Source organism: Paenibacillus kribbensis, from assembly GCF_002240415.1.
Classification (GTDB): Bacteria; Bacillota; Bacilli; order Paenibacillales; family Paenibacillaceae; genus Paenibacillus; species Paenibacillus kribbensis.
Genome location: NZ_CP020028.1, coordinates 758,605 through 774,526 on the forward strand (window position 1 = coordinate 758,605; position 15,922 = coordinate 774,526).

At 47.4% G+C, this 15,922-nt stretch carries 13 protein-coding genes and 1 pseudogene; 4 read left to right on the top strand and 10 right to left on the bottom strand.

What is annotated here, in order from left to right:
• Positions 1–14 precede the first annotated feature (14 nt).
• Genes iolD through fba form a run of 3 tightly spaced genes read left to right on the top strand, consistent with a single transcriptional unit; the run spans position 15 to position 3,729 of the window.
• A complete protein-coding gene (gene iolD / locus B4V02_RS03410; protein ID WP_094153741.1) occupies positions 15–1,928 on the top strand; it encodes a 3D-(3,5/4)-trihydroxycyclohexane-1,2-dione acylhydrolase (decyclizing) in 1,914 nt (637 codons plus the stop codon).
• A 34-nt stretch (positions 1,929–1,962) separates the two neighbouring features.
• Entirely contained in the window at positions 1,963–2,829 is an 867-nt protein-coding gene (locus B4V02_RS03415) for a sugar phosphate isomerase/epimerase family protein (protein ID WP_094153742.1), read from the top strand.
• A 30-nt stretch (positions 2,830–2,859) separates the two neighbouring features.
• Entirely contained in the window at positions 2,860–3,729 is an 870-nt protein-coding gene (gene fba, locus B4V02_RS03420; protein WP_094153743.1) for a class II fructose-1,6-bisphosphate aldolase, read from the top strand.
• A 76-nt stretch (positions 3,730–3,805) separates the two neighbouring features.
• Here the strand turns inward: fba and B4V02_RS03425 are convergent, their stop codons facing one another.
• From B4V02_RS03425 to B4V02_RS03465, 10 genes and pseudogenes are all read right to left on the bottom strand, one after another.
• Positions 3,806–4,558: a DeoR/GlpR family DNA-binding transcription regulator gene (locus B4V02_RS03425; protein ID WP_094153744.1), complete on the bottom strand. Its 753-nt coding sequence runs from the start codon at positions 4,556–4,558 to the stop codon at positions 3,806–3,808.
• A gap of 353 nt (positions 4,559–4,911) precedes the next feature.
• Positions 4,912–5,064: pseudogene (locus B4V02_RS26450) on the bottom strand (apiosidase-like domain-containing protein); the annotation flags it as partial.
• 142 nt (positions 5,065–5,206) lie between these two features.
• Positions 5,207–6,511, bottom strand: coding sequence for a PTS sugar transporter subunit IIC (locus B4V02_RS03430; RefSeq protein WP_094153745.1), 1,305 nt, complete (start codon positions 6,509–6,511; stop codon positions 5,207–5,209).
• 145 nt (positions 6,512–6,656) lie between these two features.
• Positions 6,657–6,956, bottom strand: a complete 300-nt coding sequence (locus B4V02_RS03435; RefSeq protein ID WP_094153746.1) for a PTS sugar transporter subunit IIB — start codon at positions 6,954–6,956, stop codon at positions 6,657–6,659.
• Positions 6,953–7,309 carry a PTS sugar transporter subunit IIA gene (locus tag B4V02_RS03440; RefSeq protein WP_094153747.1) on the bottom strand — a complete coding sequence of 119 codons (357 nt, stop codon included), beginning with the start codon at positions 7,307–7,309 and terminating at the stop codon, positions 6,953–6,955. Before B4V02_RS03440 ends, B4V02_RS03435 begins: the two co-directional genes overlap by 4 nt.
• 187 nt (positions 7,310–7,496) lie before the next feature.
• Complete coding sequence (locus B4V02_RS03445; RefSeq protein WP_094153748.1) at positions 7,497–9,443, bottom strand: BglG family transcription antiterminator; 1,947 nt, start codon at positions 9,441–9,443, stop codon at positions 7,497–7,499.
• A gap of 147 nt (positions 9,444–9,590) precedes the next feature.
• Positions 9,591–11,126 (bottom strand): glycerol kinase GlpK, encoded by a 1,536-nt coding sequence (gene glpK / locus B4V02_RS03450; protein WP_094153749.1) that lies wholly within the window; start codon positions 11,124–11,126, stop codon positions 9,591–9,593.
• A gap of 15 nt (positions 11,127–11,141) precedes the next feature.
• Positions 11,142–12,077 (bottom strand): transketolase family protein, encoded by a 936-nt coding sequence (locus B4V02_RS03455; RefSeq protein WP_094153750.1) that lies wholly within the window; start codon positions 12,075–12,077, stop codon positions 11,142–11,144.
• Positions 12,078–12,080: 3 nt separating this feature from the next.
• On the bottom strand, positions 12,081–12,926 hold the full coding sequence (locus tag B4V02_RS03460) for a transketolase (protein ID WP_007432298.1): 846 nt from the start codon (positions 12,924–12,926) through the stop codon (positions 12,081–12,083).
• A 24-nt stretch (positions 12,927–12,950) separates the two neighbouring features.
• Positions 12,951–14,411 (bottom strand): L-fucose/L-arabinose isomerase family protein, encoded by a 1,461-nt coding sequence (locus B4V02_RS03465; RefSeq protein ID WP_094153751.1) that lies wholly within the window; start codon positions 14,409–14,411, stop codon positions 12,951–12,953.
• A gap of 383 nt (positions 14,412–14,794) precedes the next feature.
• On the opposite strand from B4V02_RS03465, the gene B4V02_RS03470 reads away from it, so the two are divergent.
• A complete protein-coding gene (locus tag B4V02_RS03470) occupies positions 14,795–15,847 on the top strand; it encodes a LacI family DNA-binding transcriptional regulator (protein ID WP_094153752.1) in 1,053 nt (350 codons plus the stop codon).
• The last annotated feature ends 75 nt before the right edge of the window (positions 15,848–15,922 follow it).

Genomic DNA, 15,922 nt, shown 5'->3' on the forward strand with positions numbered 1-15,922 from the left:
GGTGGAGTTGTACAATGGGCAACAAAATCAGAATGACCACAGCGCAAGCGCTGATCAAGTTTCTTAACCAGCAGTATATTCATATCGATGGTCGTGAGACGCCATTCGTTGAAGGGATCTTCACGATTTTCGGTCACGGCAACGTGCTTGGGATCGGTCAGGCGCTGGAACAGGATGCCGGCCATCTGAAAGTGTTTCAAGGCAAGAACGAGCAGGGCATGGCTCATGCCGCAATCGCGTATGCCAAAGAAAATTTGCGGCAAAAAATTTATGCGGTATCCACGTCGTCCGGTCCGGGGTCTGCCAATCTGGTAACAGCGGCCGGAACGGCACTCGCAAATAATTTGCCTGTGCTTTTCCTGCCTGCGGATACTTTTGCAACTAGACAGCCTGACCCGGTATTACAGCAGATTGAACAGGAGTACAGCATGGCTGTCACAACCAATGATGCGCTTCAGCCGGTGTCCCGCTATTGGGATCGCGTAACGCGCCCGGAGCAGTTAATGAGCACCTTGATTCGCGGCTTCGAAGTTCTGACCGATCCCGTCAAGAGTGGACCTGTCACCATCTGCATTTCCCAGGATGTTGAAGGGGAAGCGTTTGACTTCGATGAGACCTTCTTCGAAAAGCGCGTTCACTATGTAGATCGGCTGCAGCCGAGCGAACGGGAGCTGGAAGCGGCAGAACATCTGATTCGCAGCAGCCGCAAGCCTCTGATTCTGGTCGGCGGGGGCGTGAAATATTCGGAAGCGCGGGATGAGGTTATCGCTTTCTCGAAGAAGTACGATATTCCGCTGGTGGAGACACAAGCCGGAAAATCGGCAGTCGAAAGTACCTTTGAGAACAATCTGGGCGGTATGGGGATTACAGGAACGCTGGCAGCGAACAAAGCCGCTCGTTTAGCGGATCTGGTCATCGGTATCGGGACCCGATATACTGACTTTGCCACTTCCTCGAAGACGGCGTTCGACTTTGACCGTACGAAGTTTCTTAATATTAACGTTAGCCGGATGCAGGCTTACAAGCTGGACGGTCTGCAAGTGGTGGCCGACGCTAAATCTGCGTTAAGCAAGCTGTACGACCGTCTGGATGGATACGTCAGCGAATTCGGCACGATTATTCCGGAACTGCAAAAAGAATGGGATGAAGAGCGTTCGCGTCTCGCTAAGGTTGAATTCAAACGCTCGGGCTTTGTGCCGGAAGTCAAGCAGCACTTCACCCAGGAGACGATGAACGAATATGCAGATGCTCTTAAATCGGATATGGCACAGACGACTGCATTGATTGCTGTCAACGACACCATTGATAAGGACAGCATTATCGTATCTTCCGCTGGTTCACTACCAGGAGATTTGCAGCGTCTCTGGAAATCTGAAGTGAGCAACACGTACCATTTGGAGTATGGATATTCCTGTATGGGATACGAAATATCAGGCGCTTTGGGTATCAAGCTCGCGAACCCGGATCGCGAGGTCTACTCCATCGTCGGCGACGGCAGCTTCCTGATGCTGCACTCCGAGTTGATTACAGCGATTCAGTATCATCAAAAAATTAATGTTCTGCTGTTCGACAACTCGGGCTTTGGCTGTATTAACAACTTACAGATGGATCACGGTTCTGGCAGCTATTACTGCGAGTTCAGAACACAGGACAACCAGATTATGAACATTGATTACGCCAAGGTCGCAGAAGCATACGGAGCGAAAGTGTATCGCGCCAACACCGTTGAAGAGGTGAAGGCAGCGCTGGAGGATGCGAAGAAGCAGAAGAACTCCACCCTGATCGAGATGAAAGTGCTGCCTAAAACAATGACAGACGGCTATGACAGCTGGTGGCATGTCGGTGTGGCCGAGGTATCGGACAGAGAGGGCATCCAGCGTGCGTATCAACGTAAGGTGGATATGTTGAAAAAATCGAAACAGTATTAATATCCTGACCATACAGGCAAGAGGAGGAACAAGCATGAAGCTGGCATATGATCCGACACATTTTAGAGATTCGCTATCCATGGAGGAAATGATTTTCAAGGTAGCCGATCTGGGCTATGAATACATCGAGCTATCTCCACGTGAAGATTTCTGTCCATTTTACAAGTATCCTAAAGTTGATAAAACCAAGATCAAGCAGGTCAAAAAATGGATGAGTGAAGCTGGTGTAAAATTTTCTTCCCTGCTGCCTCTCTACCACTGGGCAGGCCCGGATGAAGAAAGAAGACAGGCAGCTGTCCGCAACTGGAAGCGTGCCATTGAGGTCGCAGTGGAACTCGATATTGATCTGATGAACAGTGAATTCAGCGGCTCTAAGTACGAACCGTTCATTTGCGAAGAGAAGTTCGTCAAGTCGATGGATGAACTGATCCCGGTATTCGAGAAGGAGGGAGTTCGCCTAAATCTGCAAGCGCATCCGTATGATTTTATCGAGACGAACACCGGAGCTATTGATATGATCCGTGCACTTGACCGTTCTTGGATCAAGCTAGTATACTCCGTCGCGCATACATTCTTCTATGATGATGGGGTAGGTGATATTGCCAAAATGCTGGACGAAGCGGGTGATCTGCTCGATCATGTGCTGTTTGCCGATACCTTTAATCATAAAGCGGCTTATGGACTGCGTTACATCGTCAATCCGCCTGATGCCAAAGTAACGGTTCACCAGCACTTGAACATCGGTGAAGGCGATGTTGATTTTGACACCTTGTTCCGTAAGCTGCGCGAGATGAAGTTTGACGGTATTGCCACGAATGCCGTGTTCGCTTACAGCGACAAGCCGGAAGAATCAAGTGCAATCATGTTGAAAAAAATGAAAGAAGGATTGGGTCTCAGCTAGAAGAGTGACTGGAAAGGAGATGATGAGCGCGTGCCCTTGGTTTCCATGAAGGAAATGCTACAGCAAGCAAAACAGGAGCATTATGGTGTTGGCCAGTTTAATATTAACGGCTTATCTTGGGTTCACGCCATACTTGATGCGGCACAGGAGGAAGAAGCGCCTGTCATTGTGGCGGCATCAGATCGACTGATCGACTTTCTGGGTGGTTACCGGACTGTTGTGGCTATGGTAAGTACGCTTGTTGAGGAAAAGAACATTCAGGTCCCTGTAGCTTTGCATTTGGATCACGGCAAGACGGTTGACAATTGTCTGCGTGCGATTGATGCGGGCTTCACCTCTGTCATGTTCGATGGCTCCCATGGCCCGATTGAGGACAATATCCGGGATACGAGAAAGGTCACAGCATATGCAACTGCTTATGCTGTGTCCGTCGAAGCGGAAGTCGGTACGGTAGGCGGTATGGAAGATGGCCTGATCGGCGGTATTCAGTATGCAGATCTGAATGAGTGCATACGGGTCGTAGAAGAAACAGGTATTGATGCACTGGCAGCGGCACTGGGTTCCGTACACGGCAAATATGCCGGAGAACCGAAGCTCGGCTTTGACGAGATGGATGCCATCTCGCGAGCAGTCGGCATTCCGCTAGTTTTGCACGGTGCTTCGGGGATACCGAAGCATCAACTCGACCGGGCGATCAAGCTAGGTCATGCAAAAGTGAATATCAACACCGAATGTGTGACGGCCTGGTCACTTCAGTTGCGTAACACGCTAGCGGCGGATTTGGAAACGACCGAACCGAGAAAAATATTAACTCCGGCGAGAGACGCGATTCGGGAAACGGTGCGTGCCAAAATTCGTGAATTTGGCTCGAGTCGTAAAGCGGTCAGTTTAAAAAAATAAATAATAGCATTCTATACAAAAGCAGCATGTTCTTCACTGTAACCAGGACGGAACGTGCTGCTTTTTTGGCTTTGGCTTATGGCGTCACGATTTTGATACCATGTTCTAATGCATATTGCTGGTAGCTTGCGTTTGGTATACTGTTGGTAATCAAATAGTCAATATCGCTAAGAGAACAGTACGTAGTGAGGGCATATTTGTCGAATTTGCTGTCATCAATCATTAAATACACGTTCAGGCTTTTCTCCACAACTGTACTTTTAAGGTCAGTCTCTAGCGGAGATGAATTCGTTACTCCGTTCGTAATCGAAATGCCCGTTGAAGCGATAAAAGCTTTGTTAATGTTATATTTTTTTAGCAGCTCAATACTTTGGAAGCCAACAAAGGAATTCGTTTTGCGCTCAAGCATGCCGCCCGTAGAGAAGATAGACAGGGAAGGGAAGGGCTTAGCTTCATGAATAAAATCAAAATTGTTCGTTACAATCGTAAGCTGCCTGTGTTGAATGTAAGGTAGAAGCTCCAAGGTCGTCGTCCCCGAATCAACAAAAATAACATCCCCGTCCTCCACGAACTGGGAAGCCAGCTTGCCAATCTCCTGCTTCTTGGTAAGATTCTGATCGCGTCGTTCGTTGAAGACAACAAGGGTAGAATGATTGACAGAAACCCCGCCATATACTTTTTTTATGATCCCGGAATCGACAAGAGACTGAATATCTCTACGGATTGTATTCTTGGATACTCCAAAATGCTCCACCAGTTCTTCCAATGATACCGATTCATGCTCAAAAACGTATTCCTTAATCTGATTAATTCGCTTCGATTTGATCATTTGTTGATTCTCCTAATGATATTTTTAGTTAAAGTTCTGATCACAATGGTTAAATTCATTGTAAGCGACGTGAAATGAAAAATCCACATAAATGAGCAGACCTTAACTTCCAACATTATCAGGCTTACAGTGAGGTGATCAAAGCAGAGGTTGTTCAGGCGTATCTAGAGGTTCCACATGCCCACACAAGGGTCGTCCGCGTACGAAGTTTACATCTGTGGAAGAAATATATCTATTTTTATAACTACCAGCGTTTTCAAACCAAACTCAAACAGCGCATGCCGATAGAGTACCGGCATGCGCTAGCAACATAGTCTTTTTAGGATGTCTACTTAAATAAATAGGAAACGTGGTTACTTTCTAATGCCGATGAGCAGGACATCCGCTTCGAAATCATGCATATCGATGGTCGTGATTTGCTCTTGCACAGAGATTGAAGTTGTGCCAAAACGACGATTCTCCAGGTCAATGACCGTAAAATTGTATTCACTAAGATCTGCGTTCAGCAGATAAAAAAGGGAGTACCCTCATTCATAAAATAATGTTTGTTCTCAGCGATGCTCAGTTTAATTAAAAGCTCCTTCTCCTAACGGTTGTAATGGCAGAAACGGCGATCGTTTGCCGTCCGCCGTTTCTGCTTTTTTTCTATTATGAGATGACAGGGCTTGCTGCGGTTTCACTCGCTTGCTGTTGTTCCAATTGCTCCTGCGCTTCGCGTTCCTTATTCAGAGCCTGTTTGTCCAGCGCTCTAAAGAACGGATAGTAGATCAGCATACTGATCGGGATGAGTACCAGTTGTGCGGCGGCCAGTCTCCAGCTGCCCTCGATGAAGCCCAGAGCAAAGATAGGGGTGCCGAAAGCCGGGTAAATCCCGATGGGTGCCGGCAACAAGCCGATGTTGGTGCCAATATAGCCGAGTACTGCACAAATGATAGGAGTAACGACAAACGGAATCGCCAGCAACGGGTTCAATACGATGGGAATCCCGAAGACCAGTGGCTCGTGAATCGAGAAAAAGGTGCCCGGAAGACCAAGCTTCCCGATTGTGCGAAGCTGTTTGCTCTTGGCCAGGAAAACCAACAGCAGGGCGAAGGCGAGCATCGGCGCATAGTTGCAATAGATATACCAAAAAGCCAGCCCGATAATGTTCGGAAGTGGAGTGCTTGCCTGGAAAGCGTCAAGGTTAGCTAGATCCAGACTCATCCAGATCGGTTTAACGATAGCGAGTGTAACAATTGCCCCGTGAATCCCGAACATCCACAGAGCCTGCATAATGATCAGCGCGACAATCAAAGCACCGAGTGATCCGCCCAATCCTTCCAGTGGTACTTGGAGATAAGTGTAGATAAAATCGTGAACCGTACCGAACGGAGTCTGCATGAACAGACCGGCCACGATGACAAACACAAGGGCTACCAAGACGGCCGGGATCAAACCTGAAAAGGTTTTGACAACGGTAGGCGGGACCCCGTCAGGCATTTTGATCGTCCAATTGCGGTCGACAATCCAAATATACAACCGTGCGGCAATCAAGCCGACGAACATGGCGACGAACAATCCCTGTGCGCCGAGCCATTGAAGCGGCAAAGCCCGGACTTTATCAAAGGTCTCGACTGGTGTGACGATCAGAAAAGAGAGCAGGGCGGTTGCCGCTGGAACAAGGGGGTCCTTGTCAAAAGCTTGCGCCAGCCTGTAGGCTATAAAAAATACCGCATACAGAGCAATGATACCAGTGGTCATCGTCGATGCCAACCCGATGATGCCCTTCACGGGTGCAATGAGATTCTGATAAGGCTCCCAAGCAAGCGCAGAGAAGAGGGTTGCAAATGCCCCGATAATCAGAAAGGGAAGAGTGGACATCAGCCCGTTGGAAATTGCGCTCATGTAACGGTTTTGCTGAATTTTGCCCGCCACTTTTTGAAGCTTATGAGAGAATTTTTGTTGGTTGGCCATAGTTATTCAACTCCTGCTTTAGACTTGCATTCGCTTATATAATAAATGAGAGAACGCTTCCATTTGATGAGATCATAATTCAATTTTTCGCGCTTCACGTGGGCCTCCTTTTCCTGGCAGGCGAGTAAGCGCCTGCCCCTGAACTTTACAGCTTAAGCGCGTCTCCCAGCACCTTTTCACCGTTCATCATACCGTAGTCCATCGTGTTGATAACGCTTACTTTAATGCCTTTAGGTTCATATTTTGCCTTGAAATCGTCCTCCAGGTAGCCGACCTGTGGTCCAATCAGCAGCACATCCGTCTTGTCAGCATATTCTTTAAAAGAACCTTCGGAAGTAGCTCTGATTTCAACCTCAAGGTTTTGCGCTTGTGCGGACTTTTGCATTTTCTGTACCAACATACTTGTAGACATTCCTGCAGCACATACCAGTGTAATTTGTTTCATCCGTTGTTCCCTCCGATTGAAGTGTGATTTGTGATTTCTTCATAGCGATTCAATCTGGCGTAAAGCTCGATCATATGTCCAGCCAGATCTTTAGTTGTGATGGCCGACATCAGGTGATCCTGAGCATGCACCATTAGCAGTGTGATTTCGTGGACGGTTCCGCCCGCTTCCTGTTGAATCAGCCTCGTTTGTAATTTATGCGCTTTCACCAACTCGTCTTTGCCTTCTTCAAGACGCTCTGCCGCCAGCTGTGTTTGACCTTTTTGAGCAAGAGCAATCGCTTCCATCGCCTTACTCTTGGCAACGCCCGCATTGGTTATAATTCCCATTATGATTTCCTGATACTCATCCATCTCTTTCACCTCATGCTTTTTTCTCTTTAGCTTACAGATTCAGTGTAAAGGTTTACAGCCGAGATCTAAACCCAAGCCTTTTCCGCCAGTAGCGGAAATTCATTCATTATACTTCTTCCATTTCAAAAAGCTCCGAAGCAGCACCTGATCTGTGGATATCAGCCGGATGCTTCTTTGGAGCTTGGTATCAATACAGCTTATATTTGACGATAATCCTGGAAAATTCCTCGTACGTTTCGCATTTTAACATCTGCTGGATGATATCCGAATTGTCGACCAGTTCCATGAGATGTTTATACATTTTGGCCGGCGGCTCTTTGCCGTTTCTTTCAATGCTGAGGAGACAGATGAACTGCACGGGTTTGTCGCCCCAATCGATAGGCTGTTGAAGGGTGCAGACCGCCCATACGGTTTGATTGCTTTGCGGAATGATAGGATGAGGAATGGCTACCAAATTTCCGTAAGCCGTGGGTGCAGCCTGTTCTCGTTCCAGAACGAGTCCAATAAAGCCTTCGGCAGAGCGGATTAGCCCTTCACAATATATTTTTTGGCCCAGAAAAGAGATGACCTCTTCCTTGGTGGTAAAATTTTGTCTCAGAAATACGAGATCTTCCCGGATGTAGTGAAAAGCAAACTCGGCTTCACCAGCCAGCAAACTTTCAATTTTGCCCATATCACTGCCGCCAAGAAGCGTCTGCACCACCACGACCGGAACGGATAATGGAAGCTGAATGGGGATGGTGCTCACCACGAAATCAATGTCATGGAGAGGAACCTGCTGAAGCTTGTAATATTCCGTTGTACCCGCCACTTCAAGTCGGCTGCCAAAAGTGCTTTGCAGTTTGTACTTAAGCAGCCGGGCGCTTCCGACTCCTGAAGTACAGACGACCAGACAGCGTTTTGGCCGGGTATTCATACGCTGTCTTTCGATGGCTGCTCCGATGTGAATGGCCAGATAGCCCATCTCCGCTTCCGGGATCGCAATATTCAGCTTGCTCTCGATCAGCTTGGCACCAATGACACCCGCTTGAAAAGCCAGAGGATAGTTGCTCTTGACATGATCCAGCATGGGGTTTCGGATGTTCATCCCGTACTTTACCCGGTTCAGCGCTGGCTTCAGATGAAGGCAGATACCTATGAGCAGTTCCGTATCACGGCTGATGTTCAGGTTCAAATCCCTGTCGATCTCGGCGAGCATTCCTTTGCCCAGTTCATAGATGTTCCGGTCCAACAGCTTCTCGGGTCCCATGTCCTCTATTTGCTGTCCTTCAATCCCGGCAAACCACTTGTTTCCGGCAAGATGCATGGCAATGTAGGCGATTTCGTCTTCGGGAAAAGACAACTGCAATTCCTTTCCGATCAGCTCGACAATATGCTCGGCAGCCCGAAACTCATCGGTGCCCCGCAGATCTCCTATTTCCGTCGAGAGCATAGCCACCCGGTTTCCGTCACGGATACGCTTACAGGCGATCGCAATATGAATAGATAAATTGCTGAAGGCGATATCGGAGAGCGTCACTTCATATTTCTGAGTCTGTTCCAGAACGATTCCGCAGATCAGCGTCATTTCGCGGGGGCTGACGATGCGCAGCGCTGCATGAAGTGTTCCGCCTTGTTCCTCGGAACGGCTTACAATAAACTCGGACAAGCAAAACCGAAGCTGAACTTCATCACCCTTCAGTTTGACTCCGTAATTCGGCCGTTTGTGAATCGTGATTCCGTAGCTTTGCAAGGTTTGTTTAACCTCTTTGAAATCATTTTGCACCGTCGACTTGCTTACATATAGCTCATCTGCGAGGTCTTCCAGCTTCACATAATGATCAGCGAGCAGGAGACGCTTTATTAAAAACAATTGCCGGTAGCCGGGAGAACCTGGATCATCGGGCTCGCTGGATAGGAACAACTGCTGCAGCAACGCACGAAAGCTACGATTATCCGTAATTTTCAGTTCATATCCCCTTGAACGAACAGGTTCAATTGCTGCCCCGTGTTTGGTTAGAAATTCATCCAGTTCCCGGATATCGCTGCGGATGGTACGTGAAGTAACCTGGATCAATTTGGCAAGATAATCACTTTTGACAGGAGCGTCGGCAGCCAGCAAGTGCTGAAGAATTGAAACCATGCGCGCATTCATTCAAGGTGCCCCCCTTTCTGTAAAGCAGAATAAATGTAGTGTACACTGAACTAAATTAAAAAAACCTCCGATTACTCCAAGTGTAACACCTGCAAAATAACCGGAAGCTTGTAGTAAACTCAAAAATAAATGTAGAAGACTGAATCATCAATTGATAGGAGAAGATGGTGTATGCGGTTGTTCTGAACGTATTACCATCTGCACTGCATTCTGCCAACCTGTATAAAGCCGCTGACGGCTGACTTCGTCCATGCTAGGAGTGTAGTGCTCATACAGATTCTGATCAGAGGTGTTTCCGGTGACGATGCTAGGATCTGGCCAGTATCCGACTCCGAGACCGCCCAGATACACAGAGCCCATTGCAGACAGCTCGGCACAGGTAGAGCGGGTAACATGGGTACCCAGGATATCTGCCTGGAACTGCATTAGCCAGCTGTTAGATGAGGCTCCGCCATCCGTACGCAGACTAGTCAGAGGTACACCGGATTGTTCTCGTATAAATTCTACTGCATCTCTCACCTGATACCCGATACTCTCCAGCGCTGCCCGTACAATATGCGCTTTGCCGCTTCCACGGGTCATGCCCAGAATGGCAGCACGCGCAGAAGGGTTCCAGTAGGGAGCACCTAAACCGACAAAAGCAGGAACCAGATATACGCCCTCATTGTCCTGCAATTCGGTGACCATTGCTTGCATTTCCTCAAATGACGAGAATAGTCCCAGATTATCCCTTGTCCATTTTATGCTGTCTCCGGTCGTGCGTATAACGGCTTCCAAGGCATAAGTAACCTTGCCTGAAGCACCCCAGGCAATCGTTGTGACAAGACCTTCACCGCCCTGTACGGGCTGTGAGCCAATATTCATAAGGACCGACGTTCCAGTTCCATACGTCGCTTTGGCGTCGCCAGTTTCAAAGCAACGGTGTCCGTACAGTGCGCCCTGTGAATCTCCGATTATCCCTGATATCGCTACTTGTTCGTCCCATAATTGCGCTTCCTGTGTATAGCCATACAAGGCATCTGATGCTTTAACCTCAGGAAGCAGGGAGGAGGGAACACCAAATATGTTGCACAAATCCATATCCCAAGCCAGGGTATGGATGTTAAAGAGGGAAGTACGACTGGCATTGCTGTAATCGGTTGCATGTATTTGACCGCCAGTAAGTTTCCATAGCAGCCAGCTGTCAATGGTCCCTGCAAGCAATCTGCCTTCAGCAAGCAGTTGGGGCGCATGAGGCGCATGTTCCAAAATCCATTTAAACTTGGCAGCAGAGAAATAAGGATCGAGCATTAGACCCGTCTTGGAGCGAATCATATCTTCATAGCCATCATCTTTCAACTGTGCGCAGACCTCTGCCGTCCGCTGGCACTGCCATACAATGGCATTATAGACAGGCAAACCGGTAGTACGGTCCCAGATCAGAGCCGTTTCTCGCTGATTCGTAATGGTGACTGCGGCCAGCGAGGAAGGAGAAAGCCCGGCTTTCTCCAGCACGCCTTTCGCAGCAATAAGCACATTGTGATATATCTCAAGCGGATCATGTTCAACCCAGCCCGGCCGGGGGTAATATTGTTTGTGCTCCAAAGAATAACGGGCAATCACTTCGCCCTGCCGATTGACCAGCAGTGTTTTGGTTCCGGAAGTGCTTTGATCGATCGCCAGAATATAGGTCTCGATATTCATTACAGCTACAGCTCCTTACTTGTTAATCAGTTCGAGCGCAATCTTGTTGATATTCCCAGGTGTAAGCCCGTAATGTTCAAATACTTCAGCTGTTTTGCCCGCAATCGCCGGCTCATCCGGTATGCCCAGTACTTTCATTGGAACGGGTTGATTTTGAACCACGACTTCTGCTACGGCAGCACCCAAGCCTCCGAATACACTGTGCTCTTCCACGGTGATAATGCCTCCGGTTTCGCGCGCTGCGGCGATGATTGCTTCCTCATCAAGAGGCTTGATGGTGTGCATATTGAGGACACGTGCTTTCACACCCGCTTGCTGGAGTAACTCAGCCGCATCCAGAATGATACGGACGGTTTCACCAGCGCCAATCAGAGTAATGTCTGATCCTTCTCGTAAGGTGACAGCTTTTCCAATTTCGAACGGATAATCATCGGACGAATAGACATCTTCAACAGCAGTGCGTCCGATCCGCACATATGCACCTCCGTTATGCTGAACCAGCGCTTCGGTCATTTTTTTGGTTTCATGACGATCGGCGGGCAGCAAGACCATTAAACCTGGAATCGCTCTGGCCACGGCAATATCCTGAACAGAGTGATGGGACATTCCCAATGCACCGTAGCTGACACCGCCGCTTATCCCGATCAGCTTTACATTGGTCCCGGAATAGGCTACATCTACCTTGATTTGCTCAATACTACGCATGCTGAGGAAACAGGCAGGAGAGGTGACGAACGGCTTTTTACCACTGTGGGCGAGTCCGGCTGATATACCGACGATATTTTGCTCGGCAATGCCTACCTCCACAAATTGTTCGGGATATGCAGCTGCAAAAGGAGCCATGGCAGCAGAACCGCGGGAATCACTAGCCAACACCATAATATCCCGATCTTCTTTGGCAAGGCTAAGCAGTGTTTCACAGATGACCTGACGATTTGGGATTTTGTTCATTGTTTATTTCACCTGTCCTTCCCCGGATAATTCGTCTATTTTTTGCTGTAGTTCAGTCAGTCCGCGTTCAAGCTCTTCATCGTTTGGAACATGGTGATGCCATCCTGGAACACCCTCGGCAAAGGATACACCTTTTCCTTTTATCGTGTTTGCCAGCACCAACGTTGGTTTGCCTTCAATTTCGGGGACGTTGCGGAATGTTTGAACCAGTTCCTCCATGCTGTTACCGTCAATGGAGATGACATTCCAGCCGAAGGCAGCCCACTTCTCCTCGAGTGGCTCAAGTCCCATAACCTCCTCGGTTGTACCGCTGATTTGCAGGCCGTTGCGGTCAATGATACCGACAAGATTATCCAGTTTGTAATGGGCACCTGCCATAGCAGCTTCCCAGTTGGAGCCTTCAGCTTGCTCCCCGTCACCCATCAGACAGAATACACGGTAGGATCGTCCGTCACGCTTGGCAGCCAGCGCCATCCCGACTGAGATGGGGAGGCCATGGCCCAATGCGCCTGTATTCATCTCAATGCCGGGAACTTTATTGTTCGGATGTCCAATCAGACGGGTTCCGAATTGGCTGTAGGTTTTCAGTTCTTCTTTTGGGAAAAAACCACGGTCTGCCAGAATGCACCATAAAGATTCGACGGAATGTCCCTTGCTGGCAACAAAGCGGTCGCGCTCCTCCCATTTAGGATTAGCGACATCAATATTCATGATTTCGTAGTACAGAGCGGTGAGTATGTCCGTGTTGCTCAGCGAGCCTCCCGTATGCCCTGTTTTGGCACGATGAATAATGGTGAGCAGATCCTGACGGATTTGTGCGGCTTTGATTTTCAAGTCTTGGATTTCCATAGTGTCCTCCTTGAAATAATATAGTTAAACCAGAATGTTCGACTTAGTGACAGTGAGATCGGAGCCGCGCAACCAGCGTTGGATCTCCTGTTCGGTAGGATCTACCGGGTCTGCCTTGACGCCTGGAAGGTAATTGCAGGCCTCGTAGAGAGCCGGGATGACGTTAGCGTGAATGCCAACAGAGTGGTGGACGTAAGGACCTTTGACGAGCTTTTCTTCCCATAACGGCCAGTCGTTGACTTCTACCCAAACATACGAGCCGCGGGTATAAGGTCCCTCAATCCCTTTCGCTTTGCCGAGGAAAATGGAATACTCCCCGTGGTCACCATCAAAACGAGCGATGGTCATGCCGCCGCCTTTAATTTCTCCTTCATGTGTGCCTGGCGCGTGATCATCGAACAGGAAGTGCTTGCGCAGCTTGGGTTTGTTCTCAATGGACATGGATACTGGGAAATTCCCGCAGTGGAATAGAAGTTCTCCATTGTCATTCTCAGGGTGGCGTACCGTAATATCAGCAAAAAAGGTCGGCAGTTCGTTCATCGCAGCCGCTTGTACCATAACCGAAGTAATAGCTCCGTGAATATCAGTTTCGCAGGTGACCGGAATTTGTTCATCTGTCAAAATGGCATTTGCCAGGCAAGGCATAATTCCCATGGCTTCCTGAAGGGCGGACCAGCATTGGATGGCGATGGCTGTGCTTCCCGTTTCGACAGCATAGGATTTCATGGCTACTTTAAGTGCAGCGATTCGTCTGACATCATCTTCGGTGACTTCACTGTAATCCAGCTTCTCTTTGATGTAATCAATCGCTTCGGAAAGTTCAGCACTGCTCCCGGATGCAATTTTCTTGGAACGAAGCTGAATATCTACCAGCGTAATCGGATGGATTTCAATACCGAATCGTTCCAACAGTTCTCCTTCATTGCAGATCATGGTCCAAAAGGAAGCGGGGCGAGGGCCAATCTGGAGAATCCGTAACCTATTGAACTGTCGTACTACATTGGCGGCAGAGATAAAGTTGTTAAACCCTCGTTCAAATACCGGATCAGTCACACGACTGTTGGTTATATAGGTAAATGGGACATTAAAGCGGCGAAGCACTTTTCCGCTGGCGAACAATCCACACTGGGTATCCCGCAATCTCATGCCGTCGGCCAAAGGGGCCTCATCACGTGGACCCCACAATAGAACCGGCTTGCCAAGCGCCTTGCCCACACGGGCAACCGTATCCTCAGTTCCAAAATTGCAATGGGGGAAGAAAACGGCGTCGACTTCCTCTTCCTTAAAACGTTTGATAATCAAGTCAGCGTTAATATGATCGTCGTATAGCAATCCTTCTTCATTAAGCCCTTCCAAATCCACAATATCAATGTTCATCCCGAAGCTCTCGATTTGTTTGCGAATGGCAACTTTGTAGCGGAATGCATCCTCAGCACTGAAGGTAAATCGTCGTGTAGGTGCATAACCCAGTTTCAGCTTTTTCATTAATAACTCTCCTTTACTAGAAGTAAATAAACTGAAATGAGACTAAACAAGACTAAACTAAATCAACTAAAATGTATGAAGTTTTATTTTCGAAATCATCGTATCACCTCTATAAACCGCTGTCAATTGGCTGAATTCTAATAAAAATCATTATTTAGTTTAGTTAGTCTAGTTGAATTATCTAAACTTATAGATTATATTTAGAACAAATCACATATATAGTATGCTTTCTCACCAAATTTTCAGGAATAAAATGAATAATATTATAAATAAAGAAACTAAATTTATATCGATAAATATATTAATCTATTGCATCTGTTTATTCATATATGTAAACTGACTTTAACGGTTAGCCGTATTTTATATAGATGGAGAATCAATTTATGAAAATGGAAGATATCGCCCAAATGGCTAATGTTTCTAAATCGGCTGTTTCTCTTGCTTTTAGTGGTAAGCCGGGGATTAGTCCTGAAACACGAGAGCATATACTTCAAATCGCTCATCAAGTTGGTTACATGCCGAAGAGCCGAGCCTCACATCAGAAGAAAGGCGATAAAGCGTTGCTGTTTCTAGTGTGTACTAGCTCCGGTATTGTTTTTGAGCAATATGATCAACAGCCCTTTTTTAAGTCACTGATCTATTTCATAGAAGAAAACTGCCGCCAAAAAGGTTATAAACTAATTTTTTCGACAGTAAATGTAGAATTTTTTGAAGAAGAAATTAAACATGTGTTTGAGGAAAAATATAGTGATGGTGCCATTGTTCTCGGAACAAATTTGACACGCTGGCAGATCGAAGAAATACATCATATCATGCCTAATTTGGTTGTACTGGATACTTGTTTTGACACGTTGCCCGTACAATTTATCGGTATTAATAACCGTATAGGAGCTTACCAGGCAGGAGCACATTTATGCCAACTTGGTCATACTTCAATAGGTTATATTGCTTCAAATGTACGTATTCATAATTTTGAGGAGCGGCAGCGAGGATTTATGGAGGCATTAGAGGAATTTCAGATCGATATCCCCACATCTCGGCGTTTGTCGGTGGCCCCAACCATTCTAAGCTCACAGGAATCGCTTAAAAAACAATTGACTGAATATTTGAGTGATGATCGACAACTTCCGACGGCGTGGTTTTGTGAATGTGACTACATTGCGATAAGTGCGATTAAAACATTAACCGAGATGGGGATTAAAGTGCCCGAGGAATGCTCAGTTATAGGGTTCGACAATATTAATGAATCATTAATTATTACTCCAGAGTTGACAACGATCCATGTTGAGAAAGAGCGAATGGCTGAGCTTGCCGTCGATCTGTTGACTAGAGCCATCGAAACAGGCCCTAAAATGCAATCTAAAATTACAGTCGATACCCGGTTTGTAGAGCGTAAATCGTGTGCGCCTCCTAGCCCACGAGATTTGAATAATTAAAAAGTAGACGCTTTTTCGTCAAACAGGCATCTGTGGTAAATGCCAACCGATTAGATCGCCGATTTCAGGCAGATT

Coding starts and splice junctions, on each gene's coding strand:
- B4V02_RS03415 (WP_094153742.1), top strand. CDS start 1,963: ATGAAGCTGGCATATGATCCGACACATTTTAGAGATTCGCTATCCATG.
- iolD (WP_094153741.1), top strand. CDS start 15: ATGGGCAACAAAATCAGAATGACCACAGCGCAAGCGCTGATCAAGTTT.
- B4V02_RS03460 (WP_007432298.1), bottom strand. CDS start 12,926: ATGGAAATCCAAGACTTGAAAATCAAAGCCGCACAAATCCGTCAGGAT.
- B4V02_RS03440 (WP_094153747.1), bottom strand. CDS start 7,309: ATGGATGAGTATCAGGAAATCATAATGGGAATTATAACCAATGCGGGC.
- B4V02_RS03425 (WP_094153744.1), bottom strand. CDS start 4,558: ATGATCAAATCGAAGCGAATTAATCAGATTAAGGAATACGTTTTTGAG.
- B4V02_RS03435 (WP_094153746.1), bottom strand. CDS start 6,956: ATGAAACAAATTACACTGGTATGTGCTGCAGGAATGTCTACAAGTATG.
- B4V02_RS03465 (WP_094153751.1), bottom strand. CDS start 14,411: ATGAAAAAGCTGAAACTGGGTTATGCACCTACACGACGATTTACCTTC.
- glpK (WP_094153749.1), bottom strand. CDS start 11,126: ATGAATATCGAGACCTATATTCTGGCGATCGATCAAAGCACTTCCGGA.
- B4V02_RS03430 (WP_094153745.1), bottom strand. CDS start 6,511: ATGGCCAACCAACAAAAATTCTCTCATAAGCTTCAAAAAGTGGCGGGC.
- B4V02_RS03455 (WP_094153750.1), bottom strand. CDS start 12,077: ATGAACAAAATCCCAAATCGTCAGGTCATCTGTGAAACACTGCTTAGC.
- B4V02_RS03470 (WP_094153752.1), top strand. CDS start 14,795: ATGAAAATGGAAGATATCGCCCAAATGGCTAATGTTTCTAAATCGGCT.
- B4V02_RS03445 (WP_094153748.1), bottom strand. CDS start 9,443: ATGAATGCGCGCATGGTTTCAATTCTTCAGCACTTGCTGGCTGCCGAC.